The sequence below is a fragment of the Streptomyces sp. CMB-StM0423 genome (genome assembly GCF_002847285.1).
In the GTDB taxonomy this organism is placed as follows: domain Bacteria; phylum Actinomycetota; class Actinomycetes; order Streptomycetales; family Streptomycetaceae; genus Streptomyces.
This window is the reverse complement of sequence record NZ_CP025407.1, coordinates 4,567,311-4,584,593: the sequence shown is the minus strand read 5'-3', so window position 1 is coordinate 4,584,593 and position 17,283 is coordinate 4,567,311. Positions and strand designations below refer to the sequence as shown.

14 protein-coding genes are annotated in these 17,283 nt (G+C 75.1%); 4 read left to right on the top strand and 10 right to left on the bottom strand.

Annotated features, from left to right (window positions below; all coding sequences use genetic code 11):
- The first annotated feature begins 18 nt into the window (after window positions 1–18).
- On the top strand, window positions 19–2,604 hold the full coding sequence (locus CXR04_RS20005) for a DEAD/DEAH box helicase (RefSeq protein WP_101423726.1): 2,586 nt from the start codon (window positions 19–21) through the stop codon (window positions 2,602–2,604).
- Between the two features lie 97 nt (window positions 2,605–2,701).
- Here the strand turns inward: CXR04_RS20005 and CXR04_RS20000 are convergent, their stop codons facing one another.
- The 8 genes from CXR04_RS20000 to ssd all read right to left on the bottom strand — a co-directional run bounded on the left by CXR04_RS20000 (window position 2,702) and on the right by ssd (window position 9,372).
- Window positions 2,702–3,688: an aldo/keto reductase gene (locus CXR04_RS20000; RefSeq protein ID WP_101423725.1), complete on the bottom strand. Its 987-nt coding sequence runs from the start codon at window positions 3,686–3,688 to the stop codon at window positions 2,702–2,704.
- Window positions 3,689–3,742: 54 nt separating this feature from the next.
- Window positions 3,743–4,135 (bottom strand): Rv3654c family TadE-like protein, encoded by a 393-nt coding sequence (locus tag CXR04_RS19995; RefSeq protein WP_101423724.1) that lies wholly within the window; start codon window positions 4,133–4,135, stop codon window positions 3,743–3,745.
- Window positions 4,113–4,529: a TadE family type IV pilus minor pilin gene (locus CXR04_RS19990; protein WP_234380347.1), complete on the bottom strand. Its 417-nt coding sequence runs from the start codon at window positions 4,527–4,529 to the stop codon at window positions 4,113–4,115. Before CXR04_RS19990 ends, CXR04_RS19995 begins: the two co-directional genes overlap by 23 nt.
- Window positions 4,471–4,608: a DUF4244 domain-containing protein gene (locus tag CXR04_RS19985; protein WP_234380345.1), complete on the bottom strand. Its 138-nt coding sequence runs from the start codon at window positions 4,606–4,608 to the stop codon at window positions 4,471–4,473. Before CXR04_RS19985 ends, CXR04_RS19990 begins: the two co-directional genes overlap by 59 nt.
- A 100-nt stretch (window positions 4,609–4,708) precedes the next feature.
- On the bottom strand, window positions 4,709–5,530 hold the full coding sequence (locus CXR04_RS19980) for a type II secretion system F family protein (RefSeq protein ID WP_101423721.1): 822 nt from the start codon (window positions 5,528–5,530) through the stop codon (window positions 4,709–4,711).
- A complete protein-coding gene (locus CXR04_RS19975; RefSeq protein ID WP_101423720.1) occupies window positions 5,514–6,371 on the bottom strand; it encodes a type II secretion system F family protein in 858 nt (285 codons plus the stop codon). The genes CXR04_RS19980 and CXR04_RS19975 overlap by 17 nt, the downstream gene beginning before the upstream one ends.
- A complete protein-coding gene (locus CXR04_RS19970; RefSeq protein ID WP_101423719.1) occupies window positions 6,368–7,513 on the bottom strand; it encodes a TadA family conjugal transfer-associated ATPase in 1,146 nt (381 codons plus the stop codon). The genes CXR04_RS19975 and CXR04_RS19970 overlap by 4 nt, the downstream gene beginning before the upstream one ends.
- A gap of 506 nt (window positions 7,514–8,019) precedes the next feature.
- Window positions 8,020–9,372, bottom strand: coding sequence for a septum site-determining protein Ssd (ssd, locus tag CXR04_RS19965; protein ID WP_101426485.1), 1,353 nt, complete (start codon window positions 9,370–9,372; stop codon window positions 8,020–8,022).
- 535 nt (window positions 9,373–9,907) lie between these two features.
- Here ssd and CXR04_RS19960 point away from each other — a divergent pair.
- Window positions 9,908–10,738, top strand: coding sequence for an HAD family hydrolase (locus CXR04_RS19960; protein WP_101423718.1), 831 nt, complete (start codon window positions 9,908–9,910; stop codon window positions 10,736–10,738).
- Window positions 10,739–11,131: 393 nt separating this feature from the next.
- Here the strand turns inward: CXR04_RS19960 and CXR04_RS19955 are convergent, their stop codons facing one another.
- Window positions 11,132–11,977, bottom strand: coding sequence for a Fic family protein (locus CXR04_RS19955; RefSeq protein ID WP_101423717.1), 846 nt, complete (start codon window positions 11,975–11,977; stop codon window positions 11,132–11,134).
- Window positions 11,978–12,063: 86 nt separating this feature from the next.
- Here CXR04_RS19955 and CXR04_RS19950 point away from each other — a divergent pair, with 86 nt between their 5' ends.
- The gene (locus tag CXR04_RS19950) at window positions 12,064–13,086 is read left to right on the top strand and encodes an ATP-binding protein (RefSeq protein WP_101423716.1); all 1,023 of its coding nucleotides are present in this window, start codon (window positions 12,064–12,066) and stop codon (window positions 13,084–13,086) included.
- Here CXR04_RS19950 and CXR04_RS19945 read toward each other — a convergent pair.
- Window positions 13,074–14,252, bottom strand: a complete 1,179-nt coding sequence (locus CXR04_RS19945; protein WP_101426484.1) for a hypothetical protein — start codon at window positions 14,250–14,252, stop codon at window positions 13,074–13,076. The genes CXR04_RS19950 and CXR04_RS19945 overlap by 13 nt on opposite strands.
- A gap of 453 nt (window positions 14,253–14,705) precedes the next feature.
- On the opposite strand from CXR04_RS19945, the gene CXR04_RS19940 reads away from it, so the two are divergent.
- Window positions 14,706–17,258 (top strand): SulP family inorganic anion transporter, encoded by a 2,553-nt coding sequence (locus CXR04_RS19940; RefSeq protein WP_101423715.1) that lies wholly within the window; start codon window positions 14,706–14,708, stop codon window positions 17,256–17,258.
- The last annotated feature ends 25 nt before the right edge of the window (window positions 17,259–17,283 follow it).

The window sequence follows — 17,283 nt, the reverse complement described above, 5'->3', positions numbered from 1 at the left end:
GGTGACACACTCGTGCCGATGGACGCGAACGAGTGGAGGGACGCGAACGAGCCGGGGGCAGCCCCCGCGGCCGCCGGCACCCGGCCGGGGCACGTGCCCGGCGCGCGCTCTGGCGCACCGCACGTCACACCGGCAGGACCGCCCGACGGCGCACTGCCCGGCACGGCCGACCGCACGACGGCGGACGGCACTGCGGCCGGTCCGGCGCATGTCACGCCACGCACCGCGCTGCGCCGGCTCGCCGCCCGGGAGGACCGCGCCGCTCGCATCACTCATACGGAGCACCTGCCCCCGCGCGGCGGGCGCCATGCCGACTGGCCTGCCGGCATCCGTCCCGAGGTGATCGACGCCATCGAGGCGGCCGGAATCGGGCGGCCGTGGGCGCACCAGGCGCGGATGGCCGCGTACGCGCTCGCGGGCGACTCGGTGATCGCCGCAACCGGCACGGCGTCGGGCAAGTCCCTGGCGTATCTGGCGCCCGTGCTCAGCGCGGCGCTCGACGGCTCCGAGGCCCCCAACGGGCGGGGCGCGACGGCCCTGTACGTGGCGCCGACGAAGGCGCTGGCCGCCGACCAACTGCGCGCGGTCAAGACGCTGGCCGCCCCGCTCGGCAAGGCCGTCCGCCCGGCCGTCTACGACGGTGACACGCCCACCGAGGAACGCGAGTGGGTGCGCCTCTACGCCAACCTCGTCCTCACCAACCCCGACATGCTGCACCGCGGCATACTCCCGGCCCACTCCCGCTGGTCGTCCTTCCTGCGCGCGCTGCGCTACGTCGTGATCGACGAGTGCCACACCTACCGCGGCGTCTTCGGCTCCCACGTCGCCCAGGTGGTACGGCGGCTGCGCCGGCTCTGCGCGCGCTACGGCGCGGACCCGGTGTTCCTCCTCGCCTCCGCCACGGCGGCCGAGCCGGGGCAATCGGCGGAGCGGCTGACGGGGCGGGCCGTGGCGGAGGTCACGGACGACGCGTCGCCGCGGGGGGAGGTCGCCTTCGCGCTGTGGGAGCCGCCGCTGACGGAGCTGCACGGCGAGCGGGGCGCGCCGGTGCGGCGCACGGCCACGGCGGAGTGCGCTGAGCTGCTGACGGACCTGGCGATCGCGGACGTACGGACCGTCGCCTTCGTCCGCTCCCGGCGCGGCGCGGAGCTGGTCGCGATGATCGCCCAGGACCGGCTGGCGGCCGTCGACCGGGCGCTGGCCGACCGGGTCGCCGCCTACCGCGGCGGCTATCTGGCGGACGAACGGCGGGCCCTGGAGGCCGCGCTGCAGTCCGGCGAGCTGCTGGGGCTGGCCGCGACGTCCGCGCTGGAGCTGGGCGTCGACGTGTCGGGCCTGGACGCCGTGCTGATCGCCGGCTACCCCGGCACCCGGGCCTCGCTCTGGCAGCAGGCCGGGCGCGCGGGCCGGTCGGGGCAGGGCGCGCTGGCGGTGCTCGTCGCGCGGGACGACCCGCTGGACACATACCTGGTGCACCACCCGGAGGCGCTCTTCCGCCGCCCGGTGGAGTCCACGGTGCTGGACCCGGACAACCCGTACGTGCTCGCACCGCACCTGTGCGCCGCCGCCGCCGAACTGCCGCTGACCGACGCCGACTTCACCGGGGACTCCGCGTGCTTCGGCGCCGAAGCCGCCGGACTGCTGCCGCAGCTCGCCGACCGCGGGCTGCTGCGCCGCCGGGGCACAGGGCCCGGAGCCGCCTGGCACTGGACCCGGCGCGAACGGGCCTGCGACCTCACCGACATCCGCGGCGGGGGCGGCCGCCCCGTCGACGTCGTCGAGGACGGCACCGGCCGGCTGCTCGGCACCGTCGACGCCGCGGCCTCCCACACCACCGTCCACGAGGGCGCCGTCCACCTCCACCAGGGCCGCACCTACGTGGTCCGCACCCTGGACCTGGAGGACAACGTGGCGCTCGTGGAGCGCGCCGACCCCCCGTACACCACCGTCGCCCGCGACACCACCTCCGTCTCCGTGCTGGAGACCGGGCGCGAGATCCCGTGGGGCGACGCCCGGCTGTGCTTCGGGTCGGTCGAAGTCACCAACCACGTGGTCTCCTTCCTGCGCCGCCGGCTGATCACTGGCGAGATCATGGGCGAGACGAAGCTCGACCTCCCTCCGCGGACGCTGCGCACCCGCGCCGTCTGGTGGACCGTCACCGACGACCAGTTGGACGCGGCGGACATCGCCCAGGAGCAGTTGGGCGGCGCCCTGCACGCGGCGGAGCACGCCGCCATCGGCATGCTGCCGCTCTTCGCCACGTGCGACCGCTGGGACATCGGCGGCGTCTCCGTACCCCTGCACGGCGACACCCTGCTGCCGACCGTCTTCGTCTACGACGGCCACCCCGGCGGCGCCGGCTTCGCCGAACGCGCCTTCGGCGTCGCCCGCGACTGGCTCGGCGCGACCCGCGCCGCGATCGCCGCCTGCGAGTGCGACTCCGGCTGCCCGTCCTGCGTCCAGTCCCCGAAGTGCGGCAACGGGAACGACCCGCTGGACAAGGCAGCGGCGGTACGCCTGCTGACGACGCTGCTGCGGGAGGCAGGAGAGGGAGCGGAGCCCGCGGCCGCGGAGGCGCAGCCGGAGGCGGCGGACGCGAGCTGACGGACTACGCCGACCGGGCTGGCAGGGACCGAACCGACCGACCCGAATCCCCCGCCCGGCTCCCGCGCGCGGCAACGTCCTGCCCCGCTGCCGAAGCTCAGCCGGCGGCGTCGAGGCGGGCCCGCTGGTCCCCCGTCAGCTCCAGGTCCACCGCGGCCAGGCTCTCGTCCAGTTGCGCCACTGACGAGGCGCCGACCAGAGGTATCACCGGCACCTCCCCGCCGATGAGCCAGGACAGCACCACCTGGTTGACCGTCGCCCCGGCCTCCTTCGCCACCGCCCGCAGGGCCTCCAGCCGCGCCGGCGTCCCCGGGTGGTCCAGCTCGTCCCCGAGCGGCTTGTCCGCGCGGACGTAGCCCCCGGCGAGCAGCGGCGAGTACGCGACGAGCGTGAGCCCGGGGTTGTGGCGCAGGTAGCTGAGCATCGCGCCGTCCGCGCCGCCCGGGGAGCCGTCCGGGTCGATCTCGCTGGGGCGGTCGGTGCGCCGGCGCAGGTAGGTGTGGTGGTACTGCAGCAGCTCGTACCCGGCGAGGCCGGAGGCCGCCGCGTGCACACGGGCCCGCTCCACCCGCCAGACCCACTGGTTGCTGACACCCAGCAGCCCGACGGAGCCCTCCGCCACGAGCGCGCCGAACGCCTCGACGGTCTCCTCCTGCGGGACGGTCATGTCATCGATGTGCGCGTACAGGATGTCCAGCTTCTCCACCCCGAGCCGCTGCCGGCTCTCTTCCGCGGACTGCCGGATCACCTCCGCCGACAGGCCCTCGGCGTTGTCGACGTACGAGGTGCCGGGAGCGAGCGGCCGGGCACCGAGCTTGGTCGCGATGACCACCTCGTCGCCGATCCCCCGGCTGCGCCGCCACCGCCCGAGCAGGCTCTCGCTCTGGCCGCCCTGCGAACCGTCCACCCAGAACGCGTAGTTGTCGGACGTGTCGACGAACGTGCCGCCCGCCGCCACGTAGCGGTCGAGGATCGCGAACGAGGTCTCCTCGTCGGTCCTGGAGCCGAACAGCATGGCCCCGAGGCTGAGCACGCTGACCTCGCGCCGGTTCTGCGGGTCGGCGCCGATCGTGCGGTACTTCATGCGGAGTCCTTTCGTGTGTCTGCCAAAGCGGGAGTCTGAACGCTGGAGCGCGCTCTACCGCAAGCCCGGCCGCGGGCCGGGTGCGGGACCGGCCGCGTGACCGGCCGGGGCCGCCGGGCCGGCGCGGGAGCGGACTTCGGCGGTGAAGCGGCCGGTACGGGCCGACGCCACGACGTCCGCGACCTCCCCGGAGACGGCGCACCGCAGCAGCCTGGCCCCCTGCGCCGCCGCCACCCGGCGGGCCGCGGCGCAGGCCGCCGCCTCGCCGAGCAGCGCCCGGTCCGCCGCCGCCAGCGCCGCCAGGTCGGCGGCACCGCCGGCGCGGTGGCGGGAGTGCACCGCCTGCCCCAGAGCCAGCGCGGCGGCGAACACCGCGCACAGCGCGAAGCAGGCCAGCGCCGACCACACCGTGGCCCCGCCCCGGTCATCGAACGGTCTCTTCCACAAGGGCGACCGCCTCCCCTCCGAGGTCGAGGGAGAGCGACCCCGGCCCGGGAGCCGCCGCCCGCACCCGTACACGCACCAGATCGCCCGCCCGCGCCACCGCCACGTCCGCCCCGCGCGGAGCCGCCGCCAGTGCCGCCCCGCGCACGTCATCCGGGGGCTCGCCCCGGGCTGCCGCCCGCGCGCCCGCGCGGGCGGCGTCCACGCACTGGATCTGGGCTGCCGCGGCCATCAACGCCCAGACCAGCCCGAGGGCGAGGAACACGAGAGCCGGAACGGCCACCGCCGCCTCCGCGGTGACGACCCCCGCGTCCGTCCGCGCCCCGGCGCGGCCCGGGTCAGAACGGGACGTCCAGCGCGCGTTCCACCACCGCCTGCAGCGCACCGCCGACCGCATCGCTCGTCACCACCTTGTACAAGATCGCCGCGAACGCGACCGCCGCGATCGTGCCCACCGCGTACTCGGACGTCGTCATCCCCGCGTCCCCGCCGAGCCTCCGTGCGTACGCGCGCACCCTCCGGACGAACCTGCCGGCCATCTCAACCCCCGTGTCTCCGTATCCGAATCCGTGTCCTTCATCGACTGCCGCCCAGCAACTGCGCCGCCAGGCCCATCACCACCGGCGCCACCCCGACCGCCAGGAACGCGGGCAGGAAGCACAGCCCCAGCGGGCCCGCCACCTTGACGCCCGCCCGGCGGGCCCGGGCCGCGGCGGCGCGGGTCTCCTCCGCCCGGCACTCGGCCGCCAGCCGGGAGACCGCGTCGACCACCGGTACGCCCGTGTGGTCCGCCTGCTCCAGCCAGCCGGCCAGCCGTGCCGCGCCCGGGAGTTCCGCGAGGGGCGCCCAGGCCGCGTGCGGGGCGGCGCCGAGGCGCAACTCCGCCGCGCCCTGCGCGACCCGTGTCCCGACCGGTCCGCCCAGCGAGCGGCCCACCTCGGCGGCGGCCTCCCGCGGACCCGCGCCGGCCGCGAGGCAGGCGGCGAGGAGGTCGGCGGCCAGGGCGAGGTCGGGGCCGGTCCGTATGCCGGCGTCGCGGCGTGCGACGGCGGCCGTGCGGCGCTGCCACCGCCGTATGCCGTACGCGGCGGCGAGTCCCGCCACCGCGCCGACCGCCCCGCCGACGAAGATGAGCACCGCGGCCCCCGCGAGCAGCCCGGGACCCCACCGCACCACCGCTGCCCGGAGCCGCGCCACGGCCGGCTCCTGCCCGCCGCCGGGCCGCGCGACCGGCTCCGGGCGCACGGGCGGCGCCACCGGGCCCAGCACGGCGGGGAGCCGGCGCCGCCAGGCGCGGGCCCGCCAGGACGCGAGGGCCGCGTCCGCCGCGCAGTACGCGGCGGCCAGCATCGAAAGCATTGTCCACAGGCTGTGGATGAACTCAGCACGCATGCGCACCTCGCACGATCCGGCCCACCCAGGCCAGCCCCGCCCACTCCAGCAGACCGCCCGCCACCAGGCAGACCAGCCCCGCGGGCGTGTGCAGCAGCACCCGCAGCGGCGCGGCGCCGAGCGCCGAGCCCATCAGCAGCCCGAAGCAGGGCAGCAGGGCCAGCAGCAGGGCCGTCGCCCGCGGGCCCGCCAACTGGGCCTGCAACTCCTCCCGTTCGTCCCGCTCCGCGCGCAACGCCGCCGCCACCCGGTCCAGCCCGTCCGCCAGTCCGGCACCGCCGCCCGCTGCCACCTGCCAGCACGCGGCGACACCCGCCAGCCCCTGCGCACCGGGCGCCCCGGCCGCCGACCGCAGCGCGCCCGGCACATCGCCGCCGAACCGCGCGGCGGCCAGCACCTCAGGACCGCCCGCGGGCCCACCGTGTGCCGCCGCGAGCAGCGCCTCGGCCGGCTGCCGCCCGGCCCGCAACCCGCCCGCGACCGCCGCGCACAGCTCGATCACGGCCGCCGCCCGGAGCGCCTCCGCACCGCGCCGCTCCCGGCCACGCAGCCGCCGCCCGACGAGCGGCACCGCCACCACCCCCGCGAGCAGCGGCAGCCACGACGCACCCAGCAGCGCCACCGCGCCCCCGGCCGGCAGGCACCACAACTCGCGTCGCCCACCCCACGTCCGTACGACCGCGGCCACCCGCCACCGCTGCCCCGCCCGCACCGAGCTCCCCGGCGGCCCCAGCAACACCCGGGCCCTCCGCACCGCGTGCCTCCGCCCGCCGGCCAGCACCACGGCCGCCCCCGCGCACAACGCCGCGCCGCACGCCGGCGCGACCGCCGTGACCTCCCCGCTCACGCCGCACCCCCGCCCCGCGCCAGCAGCCGCTCCAACCGGGGCCACCCGGCCCTGCGGGCGAACCCGTCGGCCGCCCACACCGCCGCGGGCACCGCCGCCACCAGCCCCGCCGCATCCTGCTCCAGTACGTGCACCTCCGCGATCCGCCGGCGCCCCCGCCGATCGCGCACCAGGTGCAGCAGCACCGACACCCCCGCGGCCAACTGGCTGTGCAGAGCGGGCCGGTCGAGTCCCGCGACAGCACCCAGCGCCTCAAGCCGCGCGGGCACGTCGCCGGCAGCATTCGCATGGACGGTCCCCGAGCCGCCTTCGTGGCCGGTGTTCAGAGCGGCCAGGAGGTCGACCACCTCGCGCCCCCGCACCTCTCCCACGACCAGCCGGTCGGGCCGCATCCGCAGCGCCTGCCGCACGAGGTCCTGCAACGTCACCTCGCCGGCACCCTCCTGGTTCGCGGGGCGGGCTTCGAGGCGTACGACGTGGGGGTGATCCGGCCGCAACTCGGCCGACTCCTCCGCCAGCACGATCCGCTCGTCCCGCCGCACCAGCGACAGCAGCGCACTCAGCAACGTCGTCTTGCCGCTGCCCGTCCCGCCGCTCACCAGGAACGACAGCCGGGCGTCGAGGAGTCCGCGCAGCAGCCCCTCGCCGCCCGGGGGCACCGTGCCCGCGGCGGCCAGCTCCGCGAGGCTGAACGCCCGCCGCCGCACCACCCGAAGCGACAGGCAGGCCGACCCGACCGCCACCGGCGGCAGGACCGCGTGCAGCCGCGTGCCGTCGGGCAACCGGGCGTCGACCCACGGCCGGGCGTCGTCGAGCCGCCGCCCGGCGACGGCGGCAAGGCGCTGCGCCAGCCGCCGTACGGCATCGGCGTCCGCGAACCGCACGTCGACCCGCTCCAGGCCGCGGCCCCGGTCCACCCACACCTCGTCCGGCGCGGTGACCAACACGTCGGTGACGTCCGGCTGGGCCAGCAGCGGCTCCAGCGGCCCGCTGCCGACCATCTCCGAACGCAGCGCGCCCACGATCGCCAGCACCTCGGTGTCGCCGAGCAGCCGCCCCTCCCGCCGCAGCGCGGCCGCCACTCCGGCGGGCGTCGGCTCCCCACCGCTCTCCGCCAGGCGCCGCCGCACCGCCTCGACCAACTGCCCCGACACGGCAGGAACTTGCCCATCACCGCCGCCGGACCGCCGGGGCGAGCGGACGTAGCCGGCTACGGAATCGGGGAGTTCCGCCTCGCGGACGGCCACCGGGTCCGTCCCGGCACCGGCAGAGGCGGACTCCGGGCCCCAGCCCGGCCGCCCGTCTCCCTCGGAGGCCGGGGAGCCATACCCCCACCGGGTCCGCCCCCGCGGCACCTCGTTCTCACCAGCCGTACGAGCCGGAGCAGTTGCCGCCGGTCCGCCACCCGAGCCGTACACCGCCAGCAGCGAGCCCGGCCACACCCCGCGCCCAGGCGCCGCGAAAGCCGCACCGGCCGCCCCCGGGGCGTCCGGACCGCACTCCGCCAAGGCCGGCTCCGGCTCGGCGTCGTCCCCGCGGGCCGTACGGGCCACCGCGGTTGCCGCCTCCTCCGCACCGCCTCGGCCGCACCGCGGCAGGGTCCACCCCGACACCGTGACCCGCTCCTCCGCCGCCGGTTCCGTGCGCCTCATACCGCCGCCCCCTCCGTGCTCGCACCCGGCAGGGCCCGGGCCCAGAAGTCCGTGCAGAAGCGGGACAGCGGCGTACGCGGGCGGCTGCCCGGCGGCGGCGCGCCGGTCTCGGCGGCCTGCGACAGGCCAGGATCCGCCGGGAGTTCACCCGCCAGCGGGAGGCGCAGCAGCTCGGCAACGTCCTCTGCCATCAACCCGCCCCGCGTCGGGCCCCGGACCACCACCCGCAGATCGCCCAGCACCATCCGCACCGCGTCCGCCACCCGGTGCGCCGCCGCGACCGCGCGCAGCTCCGCCGGCACCACCAGCAGCCCCACGTCCACCTGGGCCAAGGCCTCCGCCACCGGCTCGTCCACCCGCCGCGGCAGGTCGACCACGACCACCCCGCCCCGCCGGCGCGCCGCCGCCAGCACCGAGCGCATCGCCTCCGGCGCCACCGGCGCCGCCCCCGCCTCGCCGCCGCCACGGTCCCAGCTCAGCAGCCGCAGGCCATGGAGCCGCGGCAGCGACTCCTCCAGCGCCGCCCCGCCGATCCGCCCCCGCGACGAAGCGAAGGCCGGCCAGCGCAGCCCCTCCGCCTCCTCACCGCCGAGCAGCACATCGAGCCCGCCGCCCAGCGGATCCGCGTCGACCAGCACCGTGCGCCGCCCGGCCCGCGCCGCGGTCACCGCAAGCGCGCAGGCCAGCGTGGACGCCCCGGCACCGCCCCGGCCGCCGACGACGCCGACCGTGCGGGCCTGCGCGCCGACTCCCTCCGCGGCGTCGGCGATCCGGTCCACCAGCGCCGTCTCGCCGTCCGGCAGCACGACCACCTGCTCCGCCCCGACCGCGACCGCCCGCTCCCACACCCCCGGGTCGTCCTGATCCCGGCCGACGAGCACCACCCCGTCCCGCCGGGCCCGCCCCGCCGCCAGCCGCCCGGCGCTGTCGTCCCCGACCAGCACCAGCGGCGCCGCGCCCCAGTCCTGCCGGCCCGGCGCGTGCGAGACCTCCGCCTGCGTGCCCGCCGCGGCGCAGAGGCGCAGCAGGTCGTCGAGAAGGTCCTCGTCCTCCGTGACGACCAGCGGCCGCCCCCCGGCACCGTCGCCGGCACCGGCGGACGCGCTCCCCTCACCCCCGGACGAGCCACCGGCACCGCCCGTCCGCCCTCCAGCCCCGGGCCCGGACCCACCGGCCCGGGGCCCCCAGGCGACCCGCACCCCGGCCCCGCGCACCGGCGAGCGACGTACGGAAACCCCGCGAGCCACAGCCCCCGGCCCCGTAACCCCGGCCCGCACGAGCCCGCCGCCCCGCGGCCGCCCGCCCGCGCCGCCCCATAGCCCGCCGTCCAGCAGCCCACCGCTCCACACCCGGCTCATCACGCCGCCTCCCCCGATTCACCCGCCGCACCACCCGGCACGCCGTCCGCCTCGGCCCGCGCCGCCGCCCTCCGCGACAGCATCCGGCCCGCTTCCGGCCCCACCGTGCCCCCGGCGCCCCACCCCTCGTGGATCTTGGTCAGGATCTGGGGATAACCCGCCAGTTGTGGACAACTCCGTCACCCGATCGGGGGAGCGTGCCGATCCAGGGCAACGGTTACCCACGGTGATGCGTCTAGTTCCACGAAGACGACGAAGACAGCCCGAAGGACCGCCTGAAGCAAGGAGCGACCGGGAAGAGCGGAAGAAGATCCGACGCGGTCGGAGAAAAATCGAAAAATCCGGAGTCCGGACATGCGACGACCCCCGCCGGGGGGAGAGCGGGGGTCGTCCCCACGGCCGACTCGGGGGGGAGGAGCCGGTCCGGGTTAGCACGGTCGCGAACGATCCGTGACTTCCATGGTGTACCCGAGAGCCTTCTCAGGCAAACCCACGCGCCACACCTTACGCCGAATGGTGGGCGCCTATGCTCGCACTCGTGGAAAACCACTCGTTGCCCAGGACGGCCGCCTTCTTCGATCTGGACAAGACGGTCATTGCGAAGTCGAGCACCCTGACCTTCAGCCGGTCCTTCTACCACGGTGGGCTGATCAACCGGAGGGCTGTGCTCCGATCCGCCTACTCGCAGTTCATCTACCTCCTGGGCGGGGCCGACCACGAGCAGACCGAGCGCATGCGCGCCTACCTCTCCAACCTCTGCCGCGGCTGGAACGTGGCCCAGGTGAGCGACATCGTGGCCGAGACCCTCCACGACCTCATCGACCCGATCATCTACGACGAGGCCGCCTCCCTCATCGAGGACCACCACCTCGCCGGCCGCGACGTCGTCATCGTCAGCAGCTCGGGTGCCGAGGTCGTCGAGCCCATCGGCGAGCTGCTCGGCGCGGACCGCGCGATCGCCACCCGCATGGTCGTCGAGGACGGCCGCTACACCGGCGAGATCGACTACTACGCCTACGGGCCCGCCAAGGCGGAGGCCGTACGCGAGCTGGCCGACGCCGAGGGCTACGACCTCGCGCGCTCGTACGCGTACAGCGACTCGATCACGGACGTACCCCTCCTGGAGACCGTCGGCCACCCCTACGCCGTCAACCCCGACCGGGCGCTGCGCCGCGAGGCGGAGCAGCGCGACTGGCCGGTGCTGTCGTTCGCCCGTCCCGTACGGCTGAAGCAGCGGCTGCCGCAGTTCTCGCTGCCCTCCCGGCCGGTGCTCGCCGCGGCCGCCGCGGGGCTGGCGGCGGCGACCGCGGCGGGGGTCGTCTGGTACGCGTACCGCCGCCGCCTCCAGGCCGCCTGAGGCGCCGGAAACCCGCCCCGACCTGCACACCATCCGCTTCGCCCGATAATTAACCTTTGCCAACTTTTGCAGGCGAAAGTAAATATCTGCTCGCTGGGCTTCCCTCTCCCCGCGGACAGGAGTACAAAGGAATTGCGGCCCGCGAAGCCAGGGCATCCGAGGAGGATCTCCCAGCAACAACGGCCCCGCGGACCGCACATGGAAGTCGGGAACCCACGCGACGCCGATCCCTCGAATAGGGATCGCCACACCAGGCAACGGACGGGTGCCGGGCCTGATGGGCAAAGAACTCTGCACGCACTGGTAGCCCGGCCGACATGAGACAGCGGCGGTGCCCCAGGGCACCGCCGCAACTCTGTGCCTACGGGCCCGCAGAACCCCCGCGCACCGCGGCTACGCCGCCCCCCGCTGCAGCGCCTCGCACACCGCCGTGCTCTCCCGCGCCCCCAGTTCGACGGCCCTGCCGCAGTGCGCGATCCACCCCCCGACGCCCTCCGGCGTCCCGCTCGCGTAGCCCGTGAGCGCCGTCTCGTACGCCCCGCGCCCCTGCTCGGCGTGCCCTACCTCGGCCGGGCAGACCGCCTTCGGGTCCAGCCCGCTGCCGACGAGCACGATCCGCTCGGCGGCCCGGGCGACCAGCCCGTTGCCGGTACGGAACGGGCGCAGCGTCAGCAACTCGCCGTGCACCACCGCCGCCATGACCAGCGCGGGCGCGGACGAGCCCGCGACGACCAGGGCCGCCAGCGCGTCCAGCCGCGCCGCGGCCTCCTCGGCGTCCGGCAGCGGCGACGGCAGCACCGCACCCGGCTCCGCGACGGCCTCGCCCGCCAGCCGTGGCCGCCCCACCGCCTCGCCGGCATCCCCCTCGGAGGAGTCCGCGGCACCCCCCGACGCCACCACGTGCAGCCGCGCCAGCACCTGCATCGGCGACTGCCGCCAGGTACTCAGCAGTTGCCCCGCCTCCGCGTTCGCCCGCAGCGCCCCGCCGACCGTCCGCGGCTCCCCCGCGCCGGAGAAGTCACTGCGCCGCCGCACCTCCTCCAGCGCCCAGTCCGCCCCCGACAGCGCCGCCGAGGCCCGTGCCCCGCGCAGCGCCGCCTCCGCCGACACCTCGTTGCTGCGCCGCCGCATGACCCGGTGCCCGTAGACGCGATCGACCGCCCTCCTTACAGAGGACACCGCCTCCTCGACTCCCGGGAGGGTGCTCAGGGCCGCCAGCGGGTCGGTCACGCTCGTCATGCGTACGAGACTACGCAACCCGATGGGGTGGACTTGTGGGGCCCTTTCCCTGACCGCGGGGCAAGATCCCGCTACCGTTTCTGAACATGAAGATCGCTTTCGTGGGAAAGGGCGGCAGCGGCAAGACCACCCTGTCGTCCCTCTTCGTCCGGCATCTCGCCGGCACCGGCCGCCCCGTGCTCGCCGTCGACGCGGACATCAACCAGCACCTGGGCGCCGCACTCGGGCTCGACGAGGAGGAGGCCGCCCGGCTGCCCGCGCTGGGCGCGCACCTCCCGCACATCAAGGAGCACCTGCGCGGCGCCAACCCGCGGATCGCGGACGCCGCCGGCATGATCAAGACCACACCCCCGGGCACGGGTTCCCGCCTGCTCACGGTCACCGGGGACAATCCGGTGTACGCCGCCTGCGCCCGGCCCGTGCGGTTGGACAACGGCTCCGTACGCCTCATGGTCACCGGCCCGTTCACCGAGGCCGACCTCGGCGTCGCCTGCTACCACTCCAAGACCGGCGCGGTGGAGATGTGCCTCAACCACCTGGTCGACGGGCGCGAGGAGTACGTCGTCGTCGACATGACGGCGGGCAGCGACTCCTTCGCCTCGGGTATGTTCACGCGCTTCGACATGACGTTCCTCGTCGCCGAGCCGACCCGCAAGGGCGTCTCCGTCTACCGCCAGTACAAGGAGTACGCCCGCGACTTCGACGTCGCGCTGCGCGTCGTCGGCAACAAGGTGCAGGGCCCGGAGGATCTGGAGTTCCTGCGCGCGGAGGTGGGCGCCGACCTGCTGGCCGCGTTCCCGCACTCCGACTGGGTGCGGTCGATGGAGAAGGGCCGCCCGCCGGCGTTCGCGATGTTGGAGGAGCCGGCGGCGCAGGTGCTGCGGGAGATGTACGGGGCCGTGGACGCGTCGTACGAGCGCCGCGACTGGGCGCGGTACACCGACCAGATGGTGCACTTCCACCGGAAGAACGCGGAGAGCTGGGGCAACGCGAAGACCGGGGCCGATCTGACGGACCAGATCGACCCCGGCTTCGTCCTGGGCGAGACCGCGCCCCCGGAGCCCCTGCCGGCCGTACGGAGCGCGGCCGCGGCCCCTCAGCCCGCCTGACCCTCCTTGGCGTCCTCGGTGCCGGCGTGGTCCTTCTGCCCGGACCCCGCCGGCTCGGCGCGCTGCGCGCTCCCCCGCTTCGCGCCCTTGGCGTCCTTGGCGCCCTTCGCCAGGAACTTCTCCCAGCCCTTCGCCGGCTGCTCGCCCACGTCCAGCGTGCGCAGCCTGGCGAGCGACGCCGGGTCCTGCGCGTCCAGCCAGTCCACCAACTGCCGGAAGGAGACGCAGTGCACGTCCTTCTTGGGGCAGACGGTCTTGATGGTGTCCTCTACGGCGCGCATGTACGCGCCGCCGTTCCAGCTCTCGAAGTGGTTTCCGATGACGAGCGGCGCGCGGTTGGTCGTGTACGCCCGCTCGAAACCGGCCAGTAGCCCCTCGCGCATCTGCCGTTCGAAGGCGGCGTGCTGGGCGGCGGGCGCATAGGCGGTGCCCGACTGGTTGGCCATGAAGTTGTAGTCCATGCTCACGACTTCGAAGGCGCGGCCCGGGAAGGGGACCTCCTGCAACGACAGGTCCCAGATGCCCTCCTTCTTCTTGGGCCACACCTGGCTGCTGACACCGCTGGTGTCATACCGGAAACCCATCTCCTTCGACGCCTTCATGAGGTTCTTCTGCCCCTCCAGGCAGGGGGCGCGACCGCCGACCAGCTCCTTGTCGTAGTCGAAGGGAAGGGGATCCGCCTTCTTCCGGCCGGTGTTCGTCTTCCAGCGCTGCACGAACTGCTTGGCCTGCGCGATCTCGCTCTTCCAGTCCTCCTTCGACCAGCCCGCGACGCCCGTACGGCCGCAGAAGTGGCCGTTGAAGTGGGTGCCGATCTCGCTGCCCTCCAGCCAGGCGCCGCGTACCTGCTCCAGGGTGGCGCCGACCTCCTCCCCGTCCAGGTAGCCGATGTCGGAGGCGCCGCGGGCGTGGCCGGGGGGCTCGTACTCCATGCGCTTGTCCCGGGGCAGGACGTAGACGCCGCTGAGGAAGTACGTCATGGCCGCGTCGTTCTCCCGCGCCACCTTGCGGAAGTGGGAGAAGAGCCGCTGGCCGTCCTCGCCGGCGCCGTCCCAGGAGAAGACGACGAACTGCGGCGGCTTGGCGCCGGCCGACATCCGGCTGACCTTGGGCTGGTTGGGCTGGCTGCCGGTGTAGGCAGTGGAGCCGTCGCCGATGAGCTTCATCGGCCGGCCCTTGCCGGGTGCGTCGTCCGCCGCGCCGCCGCTCCCCGAGCGCTGCGGATCGCCGTCCGATCCGGTCCCGGGAGAACAGCTCGCGACCGCCACTCCCCCCAGTGCGAGGACGCCGCAGATTCCCACGGTCGCCCGCCATGTTCCGAACAAAGCTCCCACCTCTTCCCGGCGTCGCCAGGGACGCGCTGACTCGAATGGCCGAATGCACGCGCGATTCCTCGACGCACGCTCGGAAAGAGGGATAACCGGGAATTCAGATTATCTCTCTGTATTCACTCGATGGATGGGAGAAGTGGTCCGACCGGCGCAAAATGCTTCGCGGACTCTTTACGTGGCATTACGATTCATTTACTCGCCCTTGAGGGTCACCGAACCGTCACACTGAGTGACGTAACCCGTGTGCCCGTGCTGCAAGACGCCCCCTCCACCTCGAGGAGACGCCACATGCCCGCAGGACGCCCGACGCCCCTGGGAAGCCCTTCCGCCGAGCGCGCGAAGGATCCGGAACACGAACCGGAACACGACCCGGAACACACGGCAGACCCCGAACCCGCGAAGACCGCCGAGCACGCCGAGCACGCCGCAGTCCCCGGACCCGCCGCGCCCCCCGAACACACCGCTCCCCGGCGGACCCTCGTCGCGGACCTCTCCGCCTCCGTGACCGTCTTCCTCATCGCGCTGCCGCTCTCCCTGGGCATCGCGCTCGCGACCGGCGCCCCGCTGCAGGCAGGGCTGCTGTCCGCCGCCGTGGGCGGCATCGTCGTCGGTCTGATCAGCGGAGCACCGCTCCAGGTCAGCGGGCCCGCCGCCGGGCTGACCGTGGTCACGGCCGACCTCATCCAGCAGTACGGCTGGCGCGCCACCTGCGCCATCACCGCCTTCGCGGGGCTCGCGCAGCTCGCACTCGGCTCGCTCAGGGTGGCCCGGTCGGCGCTGGCGGTCAGCCCGGCAATCGTGCACGGCATGCTCGCGGGCATCGGCGCGACCATCGCGCTGGCCCAGTTGCACATCGTCCTGGGCGGCAGTCCGCAGAGCTCGCCGGTCGACAACACCCTGGCGCTGCCCGGCCAGTTCGCCGGCCTGGACCTGGCCGCCGTGTCGGTGAGCGCCGTCGTCATCGTCGTGCTGCTGGGCTGGCCCTGGCTGCGCGGGCGGGGCACCGGTCCCCTGCGGTACCTCCCGGGGGCGCTGGCCGCCATCGTGCTCGCGACCGGCTTCGCCTCGCTCACCGGGCTGCACCTGCCGCGCGTCGACCTGCCCTCGTGGAGCAGCCACGCGCTCGCGGGGATGCCCGACGGGCCGGTGCTGGGGCTGGTGGCCGCGGTGCTGACGATCACGGTCGTGGCCAGCGTGGAGTCGCTGCTGTCCGCGGTGGCCGTCGACAAGCTGGTGGTGGCAAGGGGCGACCGGCACCCCGTAGCGCGCGCCGACCTCGACCGGGAGCTGCGCGCCCAGGGCGCCGGCAACTTCGTCGCGGGGCTGCTCGGCGGGCTGCCCATCACGGGGGTCGCGGTGCGCAGTTCCGCGAACGTCGCGGCGGGGGCGGTCAGTCGCGGCTCCGCGGTGCTGCACGGTGTGTGGGTGGTGCTGGCGTCGCTGCTGCTGGTGGGGATGCTGGAGCTGATCCCGCTGGCGGCGCTGGGGGCGCTGGTGATGGTCGTCGGCATCCAGATGGTGAAGATCAGCCACGTACGGTCGGTGCGGCGGCACCGGGAGGTGCTCGTCTACGCGGCGACCGTGGCCGGCGTCGTGGCGCTGGGCGTGCTGGAGGGCGTCGCCGTGGGGATCGCGGTGGCGGTGGCGATGTCGCTGCACCGGCTGTCCCGTACGCGGGTGACGCTGGAGCGGCGCGGCGGAGGTGCGGCGCCGGGGGCGGACCCGGGTGCGGACCCGGGGGCGGCGGAGGACGCGTACGACGTGCGGGTGCGCGGGCAGCTCACCTTCCTTGCCGTCCCGCGGCTGAGCCGGGTGCTCGCGCAGGTGCCGCCGGGGGCGGCGGTGGAGGTGGAGCTGACCGGCTCGTTCATGGACCACGCGGCGTACGAGACGCTGCAGGAGTGGAGGCAGGCGCACGTCGCGCACGGCGGCGCCGCGGAGCTGGTCTCCGCCACCGGCCGGCGCATCGCCGAGCCGGCCACCGCGCACCACTGCCACCCCTGGACGCCGTGGCGCAACCACTGCTGCGTCACGACACCGGAGCGGCCCGCCCCGGCGCACCGGCTGCTCAGCGGGATCAGCAACTTCCAGCGCAACACCGCGCCGCGGGTGCGCGAGGAGCTGGCGCGGCTGGCCCGCGAGGGGCAGCGGCCCACCCAGCTCTTTCTGACGTGCGCGGACTCCCGGGTGGTCACCAGCATGATCACGTCGAGCGGGCCGGGCGATCTGTTCACCGTACGGAACGTGGGCAACCTGGTACCGCTGCCGGACGGGCCCGGGAGCGGCACGGTCTCCGTGAGCGACGCGGACGGGGGGACGGCCACGGCCGGCACCCGCCAGGACGCCGCCGGCGCCGCCCTGCCCGACGACTCCGTCGCGGCGGCGATCGAGTTCGCGGTCGAGGTGCTGCGGGTCGAGTCGATCACGGTGTGCGGGCACTCCGGCTGCGGCGCGATGCAGGCGCTGCTCGACGAGGAGGCCGCCCACGGCGACGTCGCAGGCACCGCCGCCGGCGTACCGCCCACGCCGCTGCGGCGCTGGCTGCGGCACGGGCTGCCCAGTCTGGCGCGGGCGAGGGCCGGCGGCCCCCCGATCGTCTCCCGGCCGTACGCGGACGACGCCGAGCGGGTGAGCCTGGCCAATGTGGCGCAGCAGTTGGACCATCTGCGCAGGCACCCGTGTGTACGCCGCCGGCTGGCTGACGGTTCGTTGAGCCTGCACGGCATGTACTTCCACGTCGGCGAGGCGCAGGCTTATGTCCTGGGAGAGCAGGGCGACTTCACGGCCGTACGCCCCGGGCCCGCAGGGCTGCCGGAGCGTGCCGCGGCCGATGTCCGTTAGCACACGGCGCCTGCGGGTACCCACA

What these genes read in the sequence shown, in the direction of transcription:
- CXR04_RS20000 (WP_101423725.1), bottom strand. Translation starts at nt 3,688, where the DNA reads ATGAAGTACCGCACGATCGGCGCCGACCCGCAGAACCGGCGCGAGGTC.
- CXR04_RS20005 (WP_101423726.1), top strand. Translation starts at nt 19, where the DNA reads ATGGACGCGAACGAGTGGAGGGACGCGAACGAGCCGGGGGCAGCCCCC.
- CXR04_RS19950 (WP_101423716.1), top strand. Translation starts at nt 12,064, where the DNA reads ATGAAGATCGCTTTCGTGGGAAAGGGCGGCAGCGGCAAGACCACCCTG.
- CXR04_RS19990 (WP_234380347.1), bottom strand. Translation starts at nt 4,529, where the DNA reads ATGCGGTCGGCGGTGCGCTGCAGGCGGTGGTGGAACGCGCGCTGGACG.
- CXR04_RS19985 (WP_234380345.1), bottom strand. Translation starts at nt 4,608, where the DNA reads ATGACGACGTCCGAGTACGCGGTGGGCACGATCGCGGCGGTCGCGTTC.
- CXR04_RS19945 (WP_101426484.1), bottom strand. Translation starts at nt 14,252, where the DNA reads ATGAAGCTCATCGGCGACGGCTCCACTGCCTACACCGGCAGCCAGCCC.
- CXR04_RS19960 (WP_101423718.1), top strand. Translation starts at nt 9,908, where the DNA reads ATGCTCGCACTCGTGGAAAACCACTCGTTGCCCAGGACGGCCGCCTTC.
- CXR04_RS19955 (WP_101423717.1), bottom strand. Translation starts at nt 11,977, where the DNA reads ATGACGAGCGTGACCGACCCGCTGGCGGCCCTGAGCACCCTCCCGGGA.
- CXR04_RS19940 (WP_101423715.1), top strand. Translation starts at nt 14,706, where the DNA reads ATGCCCGCAGGACGCCCGACGCCCCTGGGAAGCCCTTCCGCCGAGCGC.